The 16,750-nt window shown below is 66.4% G+C and carries 11 protein-coding genes and 1 riboswitch; of the genes, 6 read left to right on the forward strand and 5 right to left on the reverse strand.

The genetic code is table 11. From position 1 onward, the window contains the following. Nucleotides 1–30 precede the first annotated feature (30 nt). The 4 genes from ACX9OW_RS11730 to thiC all read right to left on the reverse strand — a co-directional run bounded on the left by ACX9OW_RS11730 (nt 31) and on the right by thiC (nt 6,231). The gene (locus ACX9OW_RS11730; RefSeq protein WP_053519175.1) at nt 31–930 is read right to left on the reverse strand and encodes a helix-turn-helix transcriptional regulator; all 900 of its coding nucleotides are present in this window, start codon (nt 928–930) and stop codon (nt 31–33) included. Nucleotides 931–1,044: 114 nt separating this feature from the next. Further along, nucleotides 1,045–3,357 carry a winged helix-turn-helix domain-containing protein gene (locus tag ACX9OW_RS11735; protein ID WP_253118306.1) on the reverse strand — a complete coding sequence of 771 codons (2,313 nt, stop codon included), beginning with the start codon at nt 3,355–3,357 and terminating at the stop codon, nt 1,045–1,047. A 260-nt stretch (nt 3,358–3,617) separates the two neighbouring features. Next, nucleotides 3,618–4,289 carry an ion channel gene (locus ACX9OW_RS11740; protein WP_053519170.1) on the reverse strand — a complete coding sequence of 224 codons (672 nt, stop codon included), beginning with the start codon at nt 4,287–4,289 and terminating at the stop codon, nt 3,618–3,620. A gap of 97 nt (nt 4,290–4,386) precedes the next feature. Next, nucleotides 4,387–6,231, reverse strand: coding sequence for a phosphomethylpyrimidine synthase ThiC (gene thiC, locus ACX9OW_RS11745; protein WP_065175099.1), 1,845 nt, complete (start codon nt 6,229–6,231; stop codon nt 4,387–4,389). 82 nt (nt 6,232–6,313) lie between these two features. Next, nucleotides 6,314–6,414: riboswitch (TPP riboswitch) on the reverse strand. A 244-nt stretch (nt 6,415–6,658) separates the two neighbouring features. Between thiC and ACX9OW_RS11750 the strand changes: the two genes are divergently transcribed. Continuing rightward, entirely contained in the window at nt 6,659–8,236 is a 1,578-nt protein-coding gene (locus ACX9OW_RS11750) for a BCCT family transporter (RefSeq protein WP_053519166.1), read from the forward strand. Nucleotides 8,237–8,562: 326 nt separating this feature from the next. On the opposite strand, the gene ggt is transcribed toward ACX9OW_RS11750, so the two are convergent. Further along, entirely contained in the window at nt 8,563–10,281 is a 1,719-nt protein-coding gene (ggt, locus tag ACX9OW_RS11755) for a gamma-glutamyltransferase (RefSeq protein ID WP_340044931.1), read from the reverse strand. A gap of 696 nt (nt 10,282–10,977) precedes the next feature. Here ggt and ilvC point away from each other — a divergent pair. The 5 genes from ilvC to ACX9OW_RS11780 all read left to right on the forward strand — a co-directional run bounded on the left by ilvC (nt 10,978) and on the right by ACX9OW_RS11780 (nt 16,744). Then, nucleotides 10,978–11,952 carry a ketol-acid reductoisomerase gene (gene ilvC / locus ACX9OW_RS11760; RefSeq protein ID WP_053520296.1) on the forward strand — a complete coding sequence of 325 codons (975 nt, stop codon included), beginning with the start codon at nt 10,978–10,980 and terminating at the stop codon, nt 11,950–11,952. 37 nt (nt 11,953–11,989) lie between these two features. Then, entirely contained in the window at nt 11,990–13,726 is a 1,737-nt protein-coding gene (ilvG, locus tag ACX9OW_RS11765) for an acetolactate synthase 2 catalytic subunit (protein WP_111186805.1), read from the forward strand. Beyond that, on the forward strand, nt 13,710–13,973 hold the full coding sequence (locus tag ACX9OW_RS11770) for an ACT domain-containing protein (protein ID WP_053520294.1): 264 nt from the start codon (nt 13,710–13,712) through the stop codon (nt 13,971–13,973). The genes ilvG and ACX9OW_RS11770 overlap by 17 nt, the downstream gene beginning before the upstream one ends. A 96-nt stretch (nt 13,974–14,069) precedes the next feature. Further along, nucleotides 14,070–15,161, forward strand: coding sequence for a threonine dehydratase (locus ACX9OW_RS11775; protein WP_459062299.1), 1,092 nt, complete (start codon nt 14,070–14,072; stop codon nt 15,159–15,161). Continuing rightward, a complete protein-coding gene (locus tag ACX9OW_RS11780; RefSeq protein ID WP_459062300.1) occupies nt 15,158–16,744 on the forward strand; it encodes a 2-isopropylmalate synthase in 1,587 nt (528 codons plus the stop codon). The genes ACX9OW_RS11775 and ACX9OW_RS11780 overlap by 4 nt, the downstream gene beginning before the upstream one ends. Nucleotides 16,745–16,750: the final 6 nt, after the last annotated feature.

Here is a 16,750-nt window from a genome sequence, read left to right on the forward strand (position 1 = left end):
GTTAGCAGCGTGTTAAAACACCCCAGCACGTTACGATTGCGTTGCAGCGCTGTATTTGCGCGAACCAACCAGAGACTTTGCGGATTGTGGCGGGAGCAAGCCGCCGTTTTCCCTGAAGCGCGAAGCGGACTGCCCGTAGCGGGCGCGGAACGCCCGGGCGAAGCTGCAGCAGTTGTCGAAACCACTGGCCGCGGCGACCTCTCCCACCATCATGTCGGTGTCGCGCAGCAGGTCGGCGGCGCGCTCCAGGCGCAGCCGTGCCGAAAGCGACTGCGGGCTTTCTTCATACAGGCTCTGGAACGTCTTGGAGAGATACCAGCTGGAGAAGTTGGTCAGCTCGGCCAGTTCGCCGATGCGTACGACGCGGTGGCTGTTGCCTTCCAGATAGAGGCGGGCGCGCTGCATGCGACCGAACACCTGGCGCTTGCGGCTGCGCGAACGGCCAGGGCAGCGCTGCACGTTGTCGGCCAATCCACGCTGCAGGCCGGCCAGATGCAGCAGCAGCGGGCGCAGGTGCTGCGCCGGGTGGCCACTGGCCAAGGCATCACGCCACAGGCGCAGCGCGACGCGAGCGTCACTGCGGCCCATCCGGCCGCGGCCCGCGTACAGGCCGCAGTCGGCCATCTCCGCCAGCACACGCAGCGCTTCCACGTTCAGGTTCAGGCCGATGCACAGCCCGTTGCGCCCTGCCTGCACCAGCGGGCGCGATTCCTTCTCGAACGCGATCCATTCGCCGTGGCGCAGGCGGAAGCGCCCCTCCTTGGCCTCCACCCAGGAGCTGCCGCGCACCTGCATCCACACAGTGAAGCTGCTGCCCGCGGTCTGCAGGCTGCCGAGCCGGGCCACGCCCAGGCAGGTCGGCACGACGTCATCGAGTGCCTTGTCCAGGGAGACGGATTGGCCACGATCGGCCAGTGAGAGTTGACGCATGGTGCACCACGGATTTGCCAAGTACAGGCCTCCGTTTTGCCCAATCAGGCGGCACCGCGTCAGGAAAGACCGACGAGATCGCCACGAATTCGCGGCGAGATCCCGACGAAAAAATTACGAAGGCCCATTTCCCTTGAACATCAACATCTTGGAGAAGGCCGGGAACAGCGCTGGCGCCTTTTCGGGCAGCCGCATCACGCCAATGTCGGCGCCATCACTGACTGCCAGAGCGACAAACAGGGCCGTCCCGTCTGCGCTGGCACTGAGTCCGTTGCTCGCGCTCAAGCGCTGCGCGTCCAGGCAGCGCCCGGCATCCTCCTGCCCGGCGGCGATGCGGACGAGGATGGTGCTGCAGCGGGTGGAACTGCCGAGATAGCCGATGCTGTCGTGGCCGGCAACCGTCCACGAGCGGTAGCGCCAGCGGCTGGGTTTGTCCTCGCTGATCTGCCGCACGCTGTCCGGCGACAGCGCCGCGTCCGCCGCCCACAACCCCTCCGCCGCCAGGCGGGTGAACAGCACCCGACGGCCTGCGCGGTCAAAGCGGACCTGGGAGACGCCGTCGATGCTCGCCAGCCGCCGCCAGGGTTGGGTGCTGCGATCGAACAGACTGAGCCGCGTACGCTGGTCGGCATCACGTTCGACCACCAGCAGCTGCTCGGGCGTGGCGCCATACAGCGCCTGCAGCGGCTGTTCGGCGGGCACGGGCAGCGGTTGCAGACGCTCGTCGCGGGGTGCGATCTCGTAGACCACCGCGCGACCGTGTGCATCGCGCCCAACCACCAGAAGTTGCCGGCTGTCGGCCGACCAATCGGGGGCCTGCCGTGCTTCCGGGCGCAGGCCCTCGATCGGCCGCAGCGAATCGGGGCGTTGCATGTCCGCCCACCAGAGAGCGAAGCTGCCCGAGCGGTCAGAGGTGAATACCAGCTGGCGACCGTCCGGTGCTGCCATCGGTTGACCATCGCGACCGCTGGACGCAAACAGGCGCTCCGGTTCACCGCCCTGCATCGGCACCTTGAACACGCCGAACTGTGCACGGCGATGGACGAAGGCCAGCATGCCGCCATGCCGCGATACCGCCGGCCACTGCGCGTCATCCAGTCCGGCATCACGCAGCGTGCGCCGCTCGATGTCGAGGTAATAGAGCCGCACCTCGCTGTCGACCCGGCGGCCGAACACGATGGTGCGGCCGTCGCCAAGCCAGGCCCATCCGCGCAGCTCGGCCGACTCGCTGGTCAGCTGCTCCGGCGTGCCACCCGCGGCAGGAACCCGCCACAGGTCGCCCATCTGCGGGTTGCGCACGAACACCAGCCATTTGCCGTCCGGCGAATAGCGCGGCGCGTAATCGAAATCGTCCTGATCGACGGCGTACTGCAGCGGCTGCCACTGTCCGCTGGCCAGATCGAGTACTCGGATACCGCGGTGGGCATAGCGGCCCACCATGCTGCCGAATACCAGGCCGCGCCCGTCGGGTGTCCAGTCGAAGCTGAGCAGCTCGGTGCCATCGCAGCGCGTGGCCTGGCGCAACGCGCCGCCGGTCGCACTGGCGATCAGCACCTGACAACCCCCATCGGCGGAGAAGCGGGCAAAGGCGATGTCGCGTCCATCCGGCGACCAGTTCGGGAAGCGGTCAACCGCACCCTCAGGAGGAACAAGCAGCTGCCGCGCCGGCGCGTTGCCGGACGTCTGTACCTTGATCGCACCGCCGCCCAGGCCATCCTCGCTGGCACCTTCGTAGGCCACCTGCGAACCATCCGGCGACAGCGTGGGATAGGTTTCGAAGCCTGCGGTGGCGGTGATCAGCCGATAGGGCCGCTGCGGGCTGCCGATCACCCGCGTGCCGTTCTCCACCGCCGCCTCCACCGGAGAGCTGGCCGGCGCACGGCGCAGCAGCAGGACCGTCATCACCAGCAGTGCGGCCAGCATCAACAGGCCCAGCACCAGCAACAATCGACGTCGCAGGTAGCGCCAGCGACGGCGTCGCATGTCCTCCGGGGCTGGCGTGTGCACCTCCACGACCGCGTTGGAATCGCCAGCCGCGCCTTCGGCATCGACCGCCAGTTCCGCTTCGGGCTCGGGCACGGCCTGCACCGGCACGCGCAGGCGGTAGCCGGTCTTGGCGATCGTCTCGATATACGCCTGGCCGTTGTCATCGTCGTTGGCGAAGGCTTTGCGCAGCTGGGTGACCGCCTGCGTCAGCACATCGTTGGTGGGCAGCGTATCGGGCCACACCTCGGCGAACAGTTCTTCGCGGGTGACCACGCGCCCGGGTTGCCGCAGCAGCACACGCAGCACGCCCAGCGCCTTCGGCGTCAGCCGGCGCGGGCGACGCGCGCCGGCAACTTCGACCTCTCGCGAGGACAAAGTGACGACACATTCGCCAATCCGGATCCGATCAGATTCGGTGGGCTGGATTTCGCTGCGGTTCATTTTTTGCTAAACAGTAGAGACAGTTTCCGGGCAGTGTTCGCCTTCGATACCGTCCCCAACGGGGAACAGCGAAAAGCCAGACTCCGCACAAAGCATCGGCGCATACCGCAAAAACAATGGAGCGCGCGAATACTAGCCTATGCCGGTTACCTCGCCTATCGCGTGGTCGACATCAGGCTCTCTCTCGCCGACGCATTCACATAACTTCGCACCATCATTCGCGCCCTTTCGGGCGCGAAATTTTTATCTGCCATTCATTTTCAGAAACGCCGCAGCATGGTCAATCCGACCAGCCGCGAAACCACCAAAGCCACGTACATCACGCCTGAGAACTGCTCCAGCATGACCAGTGCGCGTGCCTGCGGATGCAGCGGCACGACATCGCTCAGGCCGACCCCGGACAGCAAGCTGAAGCTCAGATAAAGCAGCTCCATCCAGCTTCGCTGAGGTCCCTCGCTGCTGCCCTGGAAGCTGCCCGGATACCACTGTTGGCACACCCCAAATGCGAAGGCGAATGCCCACGCGAGCAAGGTGAAGGTGGCGCCGGCCGCGAACAGTTCGTCGCGGGTGACTTTGTGGTCCTGCAGCATGTAGGCGATCAGGGCGCCGGCCGTATAGAAGTAGAGCAGGCTCTCCAGCAGCTGCGCGGTGGTCACCAGCGCGGCGCGGTCCAGCAGCGCGCCGGCGATGGAGAACACCACCGCCGGAATCGCCAGCAGCAGTGCCAGCCATGTACCCAACGGGCTGCGCTGGACCACCCACAACGCCAGGCCCAGCACCGCCATTCCAAACATGCCCAATGCGGCGCGGCCGGCGGCCGTGTCGTCCAGCGCGGGATACAGCATCACCGCCAGCAGCTGCGCGCCCAGCAGCCACGCGGACGGATGGCGGCGGGCGATGGCCAGCCAGCGGGTGGTCACGGCAACAGGCATGGCGTCCCTTCCCCGGAAAGATGGGCGGAGGATAACGGGATGCGCGTGAGGCGCGCGATGCAGCGCCGCCGGGGCACGCCCGGCGACGCCAGTCCGATCAGCCCTGCTGGTAGACCTCCGCGCCCGCAGCGCGGAACTGCTCGGACTTCTCCTTCATTCCGGCCTCGGCGTACTCACGCACGTCCTGGGTGATCTTCATCGAGCAGAAGTGCGGCCCGCACATCGAGCAGAAGTGCGCCAGCTTGTGCGCGTCCTTGGGCAGCGTCTCGTCATGGAATTCCTTTGCCTTCTCCGGGTCCAGCCCGAGGTGGAACTGGTCTTCCCAACGGAACTCGAAGCGCGCCTTGCTCAATGCGTTGTCGCGGACCTGCGCGCCCGGATGCCCCTTGGCCAGGTCGGCCGCATGTGCGGCGATGCGATAGGCCATGATGCCGTCGCGCACATCCTGGCGGTTGGGAAGGCCAAGGTGTTCCTTCGGCGTCACGTAGCAGAGCATCGCGGTACCGAACCAACCGATCATCGCTGCGCCGATGGCACTGGTGATGTGGTCATAGCCGGGCGCGATGTCCGTGGTCAGCGGCCCCAGCGTATAGAACGGAGCCTCACCACATTCGCGCAGCTGCTTGTCCATGTTTTCCTTGATCAGCTGCATCGGCACGTGCCCGGGACCTTCGATCATCGTCTGCACGTCATGCTTCCATGCGATCTTCGTCAGCTCGCCCAGCGTTTCCAGCTCGCCGAACTGCGCCGCGTCGTTGGCGTCTGCGATGCAGCCCGGGCGCAGCCCATCGCCCAGCGAGAAGGTCACGTCGTAGGCCTTCATGATTTCGCAGATGTCCTCGAAGTGCGTGTAGAGGAAATTCTCCTTGTGATGGGCCAGGCACCACTTGGCCATGATCGAGCCGCCGCGACTGACGATGCCGGTCACCCGCTTGGCGGTCAGCGGCACGTAGCGCAGCAGCACGCCGGCATGGATGGTGAAGTAGTCCACGCCCTGTTCGGCCTGTTCGATCAACGTGTCGCGGAAGATCTCCCAGGTCAGTGCCTCGGCACGGCCATCGACCTTCTCCAGGGCCTGATAGATCGGCACCGTGCCGATCGCCACCGGCGAGTTGCGGATGATCCACTCGCGGGTCTCGTGGATGTGCTTGCCGGTGGACAGGTCCATCACCGTATCGCCCCCCCAGCGGATCGCCCACACCAGCTTCTCCACTTCCTCGGCAATGCCGGATGACACCGCGCTGTTGCCGATGTTGGCGTTGATCTTGGTCAGGAAGTTGCGGCCGATGATCATCGGCTCGCTTTCCGGGTGGTTGATGTTGTTGGGCAGCACCGCCCGGCCACGGGCGATTTCGTCGCGGACGAACTCCGGGGTGATGATCTTCTGGATGGATGCGCCAAAGGCTTCGCCCGGATGCTGCTGCAGCAGGCCTGCATCGCGGATCGCGTCCAGCCGCTGGTTCTCGCGGATGGCGACGAATTCCATCTCCGGCGTGATGATGCCGCGGCGCGCATAGTGCATCTGGGTGACATTGCCACCCGCACGGGCGCGGCGCGGCAGGCTGCGGGCCGGGAAGCGCACCGCATCGAGCTTCGGGTCGTGCTCGCGATCGCGGCCGAAGGAAGAGCTCAGGCCATCAAGCTGTTCGGTGTCACCCCGCGCTTCGACCCAGGCACGGCGCAGGGCCGGCAAGCCCGCGGACAGGTCGATGCGCACGTCAGGATCGGTGTAGGGGCCGGAGGTGTCATACACCGTGACCGGCGCGTTCTCTTCGCCGCCGAACAGGGTCGGCGTGCGGCTCAGTGTGATCTCGCGCATCGGCACGCGCAGGTCCGGGCGCGAGCCGGTGACATGGATCTTGCGCGAGCCGGGAATCGGCCGGGTCACGGATTCGGAGAGTTGCTGGGCCTGTTGCTGCAGGGCGGAGAGCTGTGCGTTCATCGGGCATCGTCCAGGAGGGTCAGGGACGAAGCGGCGGCGCACTGCCCCCGCACGCGGACGGCCCTTGGGCCGCGTCCGGGTTCGGTTGCATTGCAAAGCTTCCCTACGCCGGTATGAGCCGGATCAGGTTCCAAGGGACTGTCTCAACCGTGGCCGATGGCCGCGGTACCCCCGCTTCTTGCCGGCATTAGACCATAGAAGTCCTGCAACAGGGCGAGCCTACGGGGCGGCTGCGCGTCACGCGACATTGATGAATTAACGCAACCATGACGTCGCGTTCAGTAACGTGCACGCGCATCGTGTCGCTGCGACCGATGACGCATCGCCGCCATCGCGGCCCCTGCCCGGCTAGCGCTCGAGTGCCGCCGGCCCCTCGCTGCAAGCATTTGCTCGCTCCCTCAATCCCTTTGATCGGAGAAGCTCCTTCATGGTGTTTCGTGTTTCCATCGCACTGGTCCTGTTGCTGGTGCTGCTTGCCGGCGTAGCACCCGGTCCCTTCAACGCCGTGGTGCAGAGCATCCTCGGCGAACTCATCCGCGGCATCGGCTGGCTGTACCTGCTGGTGGTGTTCCTGGCGCTGGTGTTCCTGATGTACCTGGCGTTCGGCCGCTTCGGCAACCTGCGCATCGGTGGCGAAGACGCCGAACCCGAATTCTCGCGGGCCAGCTGGATGTCGATGCTGTTCGCCGCCGGCATGGGCATCGGCCTGGTGTTCTGGGGGGCGGCCGAGCCGATCTCCCACTTCAGCAAGCCGCCGGAAGGACTGGCACCGGAAAGCATGGACGCCGCACGTGCAGCGATGCGCTATGCGTTCTTCCACTGGGGCCTGCATCCGTGGGCGATCTACGCGCTGATCGGTCTGGCAATGGCGTGGTTCCAGTTCAACCGCAACGGCCGCGGGCTGGTCAGCGACATGCTGCAGCCGATCATCGGTCATCATCATCGGGGCTGGATCGGACGGATTGTCAACATTGCCGCGGTGGTGGCCACGGCAATCGGTGTGGCCACCACGTTGGGCTTCGGCACCATCCAGATCGCAGCCGGCATGCAGCGCGTGTTCGGCGTGCATGCCGGTGTGCCGCTGCAGCTGACCATCATCGCCGTCGCCTTCGTGCTGTACATGGCCTCCACCCTCAGCGGCGTGGAGCGCGGCGTGAAATGGCTGTCGAACTTCAACCTGGCACTGGCCGCCCTGCTGCTGGCACTGGTCCTGGTGCTCGGGCCGACCGGCGCGATCTTCAACACCTTCACCACGACGCTGGGGTCCTACCTGAACCAGCTGGTGACGATGAGCCTGCGCATGTCACCGTTCTCCTCCAGTACGTGGGTCGCCGACTGGACGATCTTCTACTGGGCCTGGTGGATTTCCTGGGCACCGTTCGTGGGTTCGTTCATCGCGCGCATCTCGCGTGGCCGCAGCGTGCGCGAGTTCGTGGTGGGCGTGGTACTGGCGCCGACGCTGCTGGGCTTCTTCTGGTTCTCGGTGTTCGGTGGCACCGCGATCTGGTCGCAGATCTTCGGCCATGCAGACCTGGTACAGGCGCTGGGCAATGGCTATGAGACCGTACTGTTCACCCTGTTCGACAGCATGCCGCTGCCATTGCTGCTGTCGTGCATCGCGCTGGTTCTGCTGATGATCTTCTTCGTGACCTCGGCTGACTCGGCGGTGCTGGTGCTGGCCAGCATGTCCACCGACGAGGCAGGCGACCCGCCCGCCAAGCGCAAGCTGGCCTGGGGTGTGGGCATCGCACTGATCGCAGGTGCGTTGCTGCTGGCCGGCGGCCTCGACGCACTGCAGGGCATGATCACGATCTCGGCACTGCCATTCGCGCTGCTGATGGTGCTGGTGATGGTCTCGCTGTACCGGGTACTGGACCAGGAGTACACGCGGGAGCGGCGGCAGGCACAGCGCCAGCGGCACATGATCGATGCGTGGATCGCGCGCGAAATGGCGGCACAGGAAGAAACCCAGGCCGAAGCAGCGCGCGCGCAGGATTCGGATTGAGGGTGTTCGGCAGCCTGCGCCGGAAAAACACGAAGGGGTCGGATCCGTTTCCTCTGGAAAACGGATCGGACCCCAACCCACAGCGCGCGGCTGTTGCTGTTGCTGTTGCTTTTGATCTTCTTCTTTCTCTTCCGTGGCTGACGCGCACGGAAATTGTCGGGGGGCGTGCGGGTGGGAAGGACGGGGGTGTCCGCGGCATGGATGCCGCGGCCAAGCCTACAAGGACGTATTCACGGCGTCCCCCGGCATTCCCATCCGCACGCCCCAATCCATGATCGGCTCTGGCGATCAGCCGCGAGGGGGCTCAGCCCGGTGGCCGGGAGGCCTCAATACCCCGCCGCCTGCCCATCCTTTCGACTCTCCGACGCGCCGTAGTACACGCCCGTGTCCGGATCCCGCATGATCGCCTGATACCCGCCGTACGGACCGTCGGCGAACACGATGCGATGCCCCTTGCGCATCAGCGCGCGCACCGTTTCGTACGGGAAGCCCGTCTCCAGGTTCACCTCCCCCCCATCGGTCATCGCCGTGACCTGACCGGTCGGCTCCGTGGAACCTTCATGCTGGATACGCGGCGCATCTCCGGCCTCCTGCAGGTTCATGCCGAAGTCCACCAGGTTCATCACGATCTGCGCGTGGCCCTGCGGCTGCATCGCACCGCCCATCACGCCGAAACTGGCGTAGGGCTTTCCATCCTTGGTGATGAACGCCGGAATGATGGTCTGGAACGGGCGCTTGCCCGGTGCGTAGCCGTTCGGATGGTTCTTCTGCAGCACGAACATCTCGCCGCGGTCCTGCAGGATGAAGCCGAGCCCCGGGGGCGCCATGCCGCTGCCCATCCCGCGGTAGTTCGACTGGATCAGCGACACCATCATGCCGTCAGCATCGGCCACGGTCATGTAGATCGTATCGCCCTCCTCCAGCTGCTTCGGCGTGCCCGGCTGCACTTCCTTCAACGCCTTGTCCATGGAAATCAGTGCACGCCGCTGCGCGGCATACTCCTTGGAAATCAGCTTCTGGACCGGTGCGGGCTGGAAGGCCATGTCGGCGTAGAAGCGCGCACGATCGGCGAAGGCCAGCTTCTTGGCCTCCACGAACAGATGCACGTGCTCGGGCGAGCCGAATGGAATCTTCGAGAAGTCGTAGCCTTCAAGTACGTTGAGAATCTGCAGCGCGGCGATGCCCTGGCTGTTCGGCGGCAACTCCCATACGTCGTAACCGCGATAGTTGCTGCTGACCGGCTCGACCCACTCGCCGTGGTGGTCGGCCATGTCCTGGTAGCTCAGGTAGCCACCATTGGCCTTGAAGTAATCGCCGATGGTGTGGGCGATCTCGCCCTTGTAGAAGGCATCCCGGCCGCCGTCGGCCACCTTCTGCAACGTATCGGCCAGGTTCGGGTTCTTCCACATCTCGCCCTTGCGCGGGGCATGCCCGTTGACCGTGAACTGTTCCTTGAAGCCGGGATACTGCGACAGCCGTGGCACGGAACGATCCCAGTAATAGGCGATCACCTCGGCCACCGGGTGGCCTTCGCGCGCGTAGCGGATGGCGGGCGCAAGATTGTCGGCCATGGGCTTGCGGCCAAAGCGGCCATGCAGGGCGAACCAGCCATCGACGGCACCCGGCACGGAGACCGGCAACGGCCCGGTCGCCGGGATCTCCTTCAGGCCGCGGCGCTGGAACTCGGCCAGGGTCAGCGACTTCGGCGAGCGGCCGGACCCGTTGTAGCCGTACAGCTTCTGTGTCTTCGGGTCCCAGACGATGGCGAACAGATCGCCACCGATGCCATTGCCGGTCGGCTCCATCAGGCCCAGCGCAGCATTGGCGGCGATGGCGGCATCGACCGCCGAGCCGCCGGATTTCATCACGTCCAGTGCGATCTGGGTGGCCAGTGGCTGCGAAGTGGCCGCCATGGCGTGAGGCGCGATGACTTCCGAGCGGGTGGCGAAGGTGTGGCCGGTGATGCGGTCGGCAGCGAGGGAAAGCGCGGGCATGGCCGCCAGGACGGCGGCAGCCAGCAGGGAACGGGCAAGGCGTCGGGACACAGTCGGGTTCCGATGGAAGGGTGGTAGCACCGATCATCGCCGCTGCGGCCTTCACGCGGTATCGGGCAGAGGTCATGGGGCGAGGCGGCCGCGGCGACCGCTGCCGGCACCGGGTCATGCCCGGCGGGCAGAACCCCCAAAATCCGCGCAAAAACCTTGGTGAAAGGAGTGAATTCGGGTTCACCGAAACACTTTCAGCGGCAACCATCCTTGCGCCACAAGCGATTCCGCTGGACGCAGCGGAAAGTGCCTGGAATCACCCCGACAAGGGTTGACATCGTCAAAACAGCTGTGTTTCTCTCGATCACATGCTGCAACACAACACACCACCGCGAACCCACATCGAAGCCGCCGACATCGGCGCCGCGTCGCTGCGTTCGATTCTTGTGCTCGTACTTATTACCCAACCAACAGGTGCGGGACGAGCCAGCGTGTAAGCAGATAGAACACACCGGAACTCGATCAAAAACCCGCACCCGCCCAGGTGCGGGTTTTTTCATTTCAAGACCTGGTTTCAGACGCAACCACCATGACCACCGCCTTCTGCAAAACCCGGACCTGCCGCACCACGATGCCTCGTGGCGGCCGTTCCTGTGCGATGCGCGGCCCCTCCTCCACCGCTTTCCCCTGACCGGCCGGTACGTCGCTTCGACGACCGGCCGTTCTTTTTTCTTCCCACCGCAAGGAACCTCCCCCATGAGCACCAACGACCTGCCCCAGACCAAGATCGCCGTCATCGGCTACGGCAGCCAGGGCCGCGCCCACGCACTGAACCTGCGCGAATCCGGCTTCGATGTGGTGGTAGGCCTGCGGCCGGGCGGCCCGACCGAAGCCAAGGCCCAGGCCGATGGCTTCACCGTCGTGGCTCCCGCCGATGCGGTGAAGGATGCCGACCTGGTCGCCGTGCTGACTCCGGACATGGTGCAGAAGAAGCTCTACAACGACGTGCTGGCGCCCAACATGAAGCAGGGCGCGTGCCTGCTGTTCGCCCACGGCCTCAATGTCCACTACGGCATGATCGAGCCGCGCGCCGACCTGGACGTGGTGCTGGTCGCACCGAAGGGCCCGGGCGCGCTGGTGCGTCGCGAGTACGAGATCGGCCGTGGCGTTCCGTGCATCTGGGCGGTCTACCAGGACACCAGCGGCCAGGCCGCGCAGCATGCGCAGGCCTATGCGACCGGTCTCGGTGGCGCCCGCGCCAATCTGATCCAGACCACCTTCAAGGAAGAAACCGAGACCGACCTGTTCGGTGAGCAGGCGGTGCTGTGCGGTGGCGCCTCGGCGCTGGTACAGGCCGGTTTCGAGACCCTGGTGGAAGCCGGCTACCAGCCCGAGATCGCCTATTACGAAGTGCTGCACGAACTGAAGCTGATCGTGGACCTGTTCTACGAAGGCGGCATCTCGCGCATGCTGGAATTCATCTCCGAAACCGCGCAGTACGGCGACTACGTCAGCGGCCCGCGGGTGATCGATGCCGGCACCAAGGAGCGCATGAAGGAAGTACTGAAGGACATCCAGGACGGCACCTTCACCAAGAACTGGGTGGCCGAGTACGAAGCGGGCCTGCCGAACTACAACCGGTTCAAGCAGGCCGACCTGGAGCATCCGATCGAGAAGGTAGGCAAGGAACTGCGCGCCAAGATGGTCTGGTTGCAAGGACAGGCCGCGTAACCACGCGGCCCTCCCCCACCCGCTTGCAAGGTCCCCCATGAACTCTTCCACACACCGCAGCGCGCCACCCAACGGGGCGCGCTGGCTGACCCAGGCACTGGAGGCCGAAGGCGTCCGCACGCTGTTCGGCTATCCCGGCGGCACCATCATGCCGTTCTACGACGCGCTGGTGGATTCGTCGTTGAAGCACATCCTGGTGCGGCACGAGCAGGGCGCGGCGCTGGCCGCCAACGGTTTCGCACGCGCCAGCGGCCAGGTGGGCGTCTGCGTGGCCACCTCCGGCCCCGGCGCATCGAACCTGGTCACCGGTATCGCCGATGCGATGCTGGACTCGGTGCCGATGGTCTGCATCACCGGCCAGGTCGGTACGCCCCTGCTGGGTACCGACGCCTTCCAGGAGCTGGATGTGTTCGGCCTGACCATGCCGATCGTCAAGCACAGCTGGCTGGTACGCAGCGTCGATGACCTGCCCCGCGTCGTCGCCGATGCCTTCCGCATTGCCCGCGAAGGACGTCCCGGCCCGGTGCTGATCGACCTGCCCAAGGATGTGCAGGTGGCCGATGCCAGTCACCTGCCGGTGCATGTGCCGAGCAGCGTCGAGCCGCCGCCGGCAGCCACCGACGACGCCATCGCCGCCGCCATCGCAGCGCTGGCGGCGGCGGAGAAGCCGGTGGTGTATGCCGGCGGTGGCATCGCACTGGGCGATGCAGTGCAGGACCTGCGCGATTTCGTCGAGGCCAGTGGCATTCCCACGGTGATGACCCTGCGTGGACTGGGTGCTCTGCCGGCACACCATCCGCAGTCGCTGGGCATGCTGGGCATGCACGGCACCCGCGCTGCCAACATGGCGGTGCAGGAAAGCGATCTGCTGCTGGTGCTGGGCGCACGGTTCGATGATCGCGCCACCGGCAAGCTGGCGGAGTTCGCTCCGTTCGCGCGCGTGGTCCATATCGATGCCGATGCGTACGAGATCTCCAAGCTGCGCAGCGCCGACGTCGCCGTGCCCGGCAATGTCGGCCATGCCATCCGTGCCCTGCATGCGGCCTTCCCCTCCCCCAGGGCCCATCAGGACGCATGGCGCAGCCGCTGTGCGCAGCATCGCGACCGCTTCGCCGCCCGCTACGACGCGCCAGGGCAGCACATCTACGCACCGGCGCTGCTGAAGCGCCTGAGCGAACTGGCACCCGCCGACACGGTGATTGCCTGCGACGTCGGCCAGCACCAGATGTGGGTGGCCCAGCATTGTCGCTTCAATCATCCGCGCAACCATCTGACCAGCGGCGCGCTGGGCACGATGGGCTTCGGCCTGCCGGCGGCGATGGGCGCGCAGTTTGCCTGCCCGGAGCGCACCGTGGTGCTGGTGTCCGGCGATGGCAGCTTCATGATGAACGTGCAGGAGCTGGCGACCATCGCCCGGTGCCGCCTGCCGGTGAAGATCGTGCTGCTGGACAACAGCTCGCTGGGCATGGTCAGGCAGTGGCAGGAGCTGTTCTTCGCCGAGCGCTACAGCGAGATCGATCTGTCCGACAACCCGGATTTCGTCGCCCTGGCCCAGGTGTTCGGCATCGCCGCCAGCCGCATCGATTCGCGCGATGACGTCGAAGGCGGCCTGGCCGCGCTGCTGGCCGAGCCGGGCCCGGCGTTGCTGCACGTGGCCATCGACGCGCGCGCCAACGTGTGGCCGCTGGTGCCGCCGAACACCGCCAACAGCACCATGCTGGAAAGCAATCCAGCCCATGCCCGCCAGGAGACTCCCAATGCAATACCGGCTTGACCTGGTGCTGCAGCCGGCCGAAGGCGCGCTGCTGCGCGTGATCGGCATGGCCGAGCGCCGTGGCTTCGCGCCGCGTTCGATCAGCGGTGCTCCGGACGCCGCCGATGACGGACGCTGGCACCTGCAGCTGGTCGTGGACGGCCAGCGACCGGCGGAGACGCTGTGCCGGCAGATCGAAAAGATCTACGACTGCGTATCGGTGGAGCTGACGCCGGTAGACAGCAGCATCGAAGGAGTATCGCAATGAACACCCGTACCGTTGTGACCACGGTGCCGGTACGGAGGCGTCTTCTTCGCCGCCCGTACCCGCATGCGATGGTCGCGCGCACCGCACCGGTGGCCCATGCCGGCCGCTGACACCAGCAAGGAAAGTGATGTCGGCGACGTAAGCGTCGCCGATGTCCTGGCCGCGCAGGCGCGCCTGCGCCGCTTCCTGCCGCCCACGCCACTGCATCATGCCGAACGCTTCGGCACCTGGCTGAAGCTGGAGAATCTGCAGCGGACCGGCTCCTACAAGGTGCGCGGCGCGTTGAATGCCCTGCTGGCCGGCCGCGAGCGCGGCGACAGCCGCCCGGTGATCTGCGCCTCGGCGGGCAATCACGCCCAGGGCGTTGCCTGGGCCGCCTACCGGCTGGATGTCCCCGCGATCACCGTGATGCCGCACGGTGCACCGGCAACCAAGATCGCCGGTGTCGCCCATTGGGGTGCCACCGTACGCCAGCACGGCAACAGTTATGACGAGGCCTGCGCCTTCGCCGTCGAACTGGCGCAGCGTCATGGCTATCGCTTCCTGTCCGCCTTTGACGACGCCGACGTGATCGCCGGCCAGGGGACGGTCGGCATCGAGCTGGCCGCGCACGCGCCGGACGTGGTGATCGTACCGATCGGCGGTGGCGGCCTGGCCGCCGGCGTCGCCCTGGCGCTCAAGTCGCAGGGCGTGCGCGTGATTGGTGCGCAGGTGGAAGGCGTGGACTCGATGGCCCGTGCGATCCAAGGCGATGTCCGCGAGATCGCCCCGGTGGCATCGCTGGCCGATGGCGTGCGGGTGAAGATCCCCGGCCTCCTGACCCGTCGCCTGTGCAGTTCGCTGCTGGACGACGTGGTGATCGTGCGCGAGGCCGAACTGCGTGAAACGCTGGTGCGGCTGGCACTGGAAGAACACATCATCGCCGAAGGCGCGGGCGCGCTGGCACTGGCTGCCGGTCGACGCATCGCCGGGCGCCGCAAGTGCGCCGTGGTCTCCGGCGGCAACATCGATGCCGGCGTGCTGGCCGGCCTGCTGACCGACATCCGCCCACGCCCGCCGCGCAAGCCGCGCCGGCGTCGCGCCGAGACGCCCCGCCCGCCGGCACGGACCGGCGTCACGCCCACCACCGCTGCCCCCCCTTCCCCCCTGCACGCCGTTGCACCTGTTGTCGAGGAGATCTCCCTGTGACCACCATCGAACGAATTACCACCCCGCGCATCCGCATCTTCGACACCACCCTGCGTGACGGCGAGCAGTCCCCCGGCTGCAGCATGAGCCCACCGCAGAAGCTGGTGATGGCGCGTGCGCTGGACGAACTGGGCGTGGACATCATCGAGACCGGCTTCCCGGCCAGCTCGCAGTCCGACCGCGAAGCGATGGCCCTGATCGGCCGCGAACTGCGCCGTCCGGGCCTGAGCCTGGCCGTGCTGTCGCGCTGCCTGCAGGCCGATATCGAGACCTCGGCACGTGCCCTGGAAGCCGCGGCCAACCCGCGCCTGCACGTGTTCCTGTCGACCAGCCCGCTGCACCGCGAGCACAAGCTGCGGATGACCCGCGAGCAGGTGCTGGAGTCGGTACGCAAGCATGTATCGCTGGCCCGTTCCTACATCGACGATGTCGAATTCTCGGCCGAAGATGCCACCCGCACCGAGCTGGACTACCTGATCGAGGTCTCGCGCGTGGCCATCGCCGCCGGCGCCACCACCATCAACCTGCCCGACACCGTCGGCTTCACCACGCCGGAGGAAATCCGCGCGATGTTCCAGCAGGTCATTGCCGGCGTGGCCGACGTGCCCAATGCCACCAACGTGATCTTCAGCGCGCACTGCCACAACGACCTGGGACTGGCTGTGGCCAACTCCCTGGCCGCCATCGAGGGCGGCGCCCGCCAGGTCGAGTGCACCGTCAACGGCATCGGTGAACGCGCCGGCAACTGCTCACTGGAAGAAATCGCGATGGCGCTGAAGGTGCGCCAGGCCTTCTACGAGCAGGACACCGCGATCAACACCCCGCGCATCGTCGGCACCTCGCAGCTGCTGCAGCGCCTGGTCGGCATGCCGGTGCAGCGCAACAAGGCCATCGTCGGCGCCAATGCCTTCGCCCATGAATCGGGCATCCACCAGCATGGCATGCTGCGCCATCGCGGCACCTACGAAATCATGCGCCCGGAAGACGTGGGCTGGGAGGATTCGCAGATGGTGCTGGGCCGCCACAGTGGCCGCGCCGCCGTCGAAGCGCGCCTGCGTGCACTGGGCTTCTGGCTGGACGAAGAAGAGCTGAAGCTGGTGTTCGAACAGTTCAAGGGCCTGTGCGAGCAGCAGCGGGTGGTCACCGATGCCGACCTGCAGACCTTGATGCAGGGCGGCGCCAATGCACAGGGCTATCGCCTGGCCTCGATGACCATCAGCGATGTCGGCAGTCGCGCCAATGCACTGGTCGAGCTGTCCGACCCGGACGGCAACCGCGTGGCCGAGACCGCGCAGGGCGATGGCCCGGTGGATGCGCTGTTCGGCGCGTTGTCGGCCGCCACCGGCGTGCAGCTGATGCTCGACAGTTATCACGTGCACAGCGTCGGCATCGGTGCCGATGCACGCGGCGAGGCCAACCTGAGCGTGCGCCACGACGGCATCGAATACGACGGCACCGGCACCAGCAAGGACATCATCGAAGCCTCTGCGCTGGCCTGGCTGGACGTTGCCAACCGGCTGCTGCGCCAACGCCAGGCTGCTGCCAGCAGCGTCAGCGAAACCGCCACCCCTGCCACCGCCTGAGAAACC

It is taken from the genome of Stenotrophomonas genospecies 5 (assembly GCF_054473825.1).

What these genes read in the sequence shown, in the direction of transcription:
- ACX9OW_RS11730 (WP_053519175.1), bottom strand. Translation starts at nt 930, where the DNA reads ATGCGTCAACTCTCACTGGCCGATCGTGGCCAATCCGTCTCCCTGGAC.
- ACX9OW_RS11735 (WP_253118306.1), bottom strand. Translation starts at nt 3,357, where the DNA reads ATGAACCGCAGCGAAATCCAGCCCACCGAATCTGATCGGATCCGGATT.
- ACX9OW_RS11740 (WP_053519170.1), bottom strand. Translation starts at nt 4,289, where the DNA reads ATGCCTGTTGCCGTGACCACCCGCTGGCTGGCCATCGCCCGCCGCCAT.
- thiC (WP_065175099.1), bottom strand. Translation starts at nt 6,231, where the DNA reads ATGAACGCACAGCTCTCCGCCCTGCAGCAACAGGCCCAGCAACTCTCC.
- ACX9OW_RS11750 (WP_053519166.1), top strand. Translation starts at nt 6,659, where the DNA reads ATGGTGTTTCGTGTTTCCATCGCACTGGTCCTGTTGCTGGTGCTGCTT.
- ilvC (WP_053520296.1), top strand. Translation starts at nt 10,978, where the DNA reads ATGAGCACCAACGACCTGCCCCAGACCAAGATCGCCGTCATCGGCTAC.
- ilvG (WP_111186805.1), top strand. Translation starts at nt 11,990, where the DNA reads ATGAACTCTTCCACACACCGCAGCGCGCCACCCAACGGGGCGCGCTGG.
- ACX9OW_RS11770 (WP_053520294.1), top strand. Translation starts at nt 13,710, where the DNA reads ATGCAATACCGGCTTGACCTGGTGCTGCAGCCGGCCGAAGGCGCGCTG.
- ACX9OW_RS11775 (WP_459062299.1), top strand. Translation starts at nt 14,070, where the DNA reads ATGCCGGCCGCTGACACCAGCAAGGAAAGTGATGTCGGCGACGTAAGC.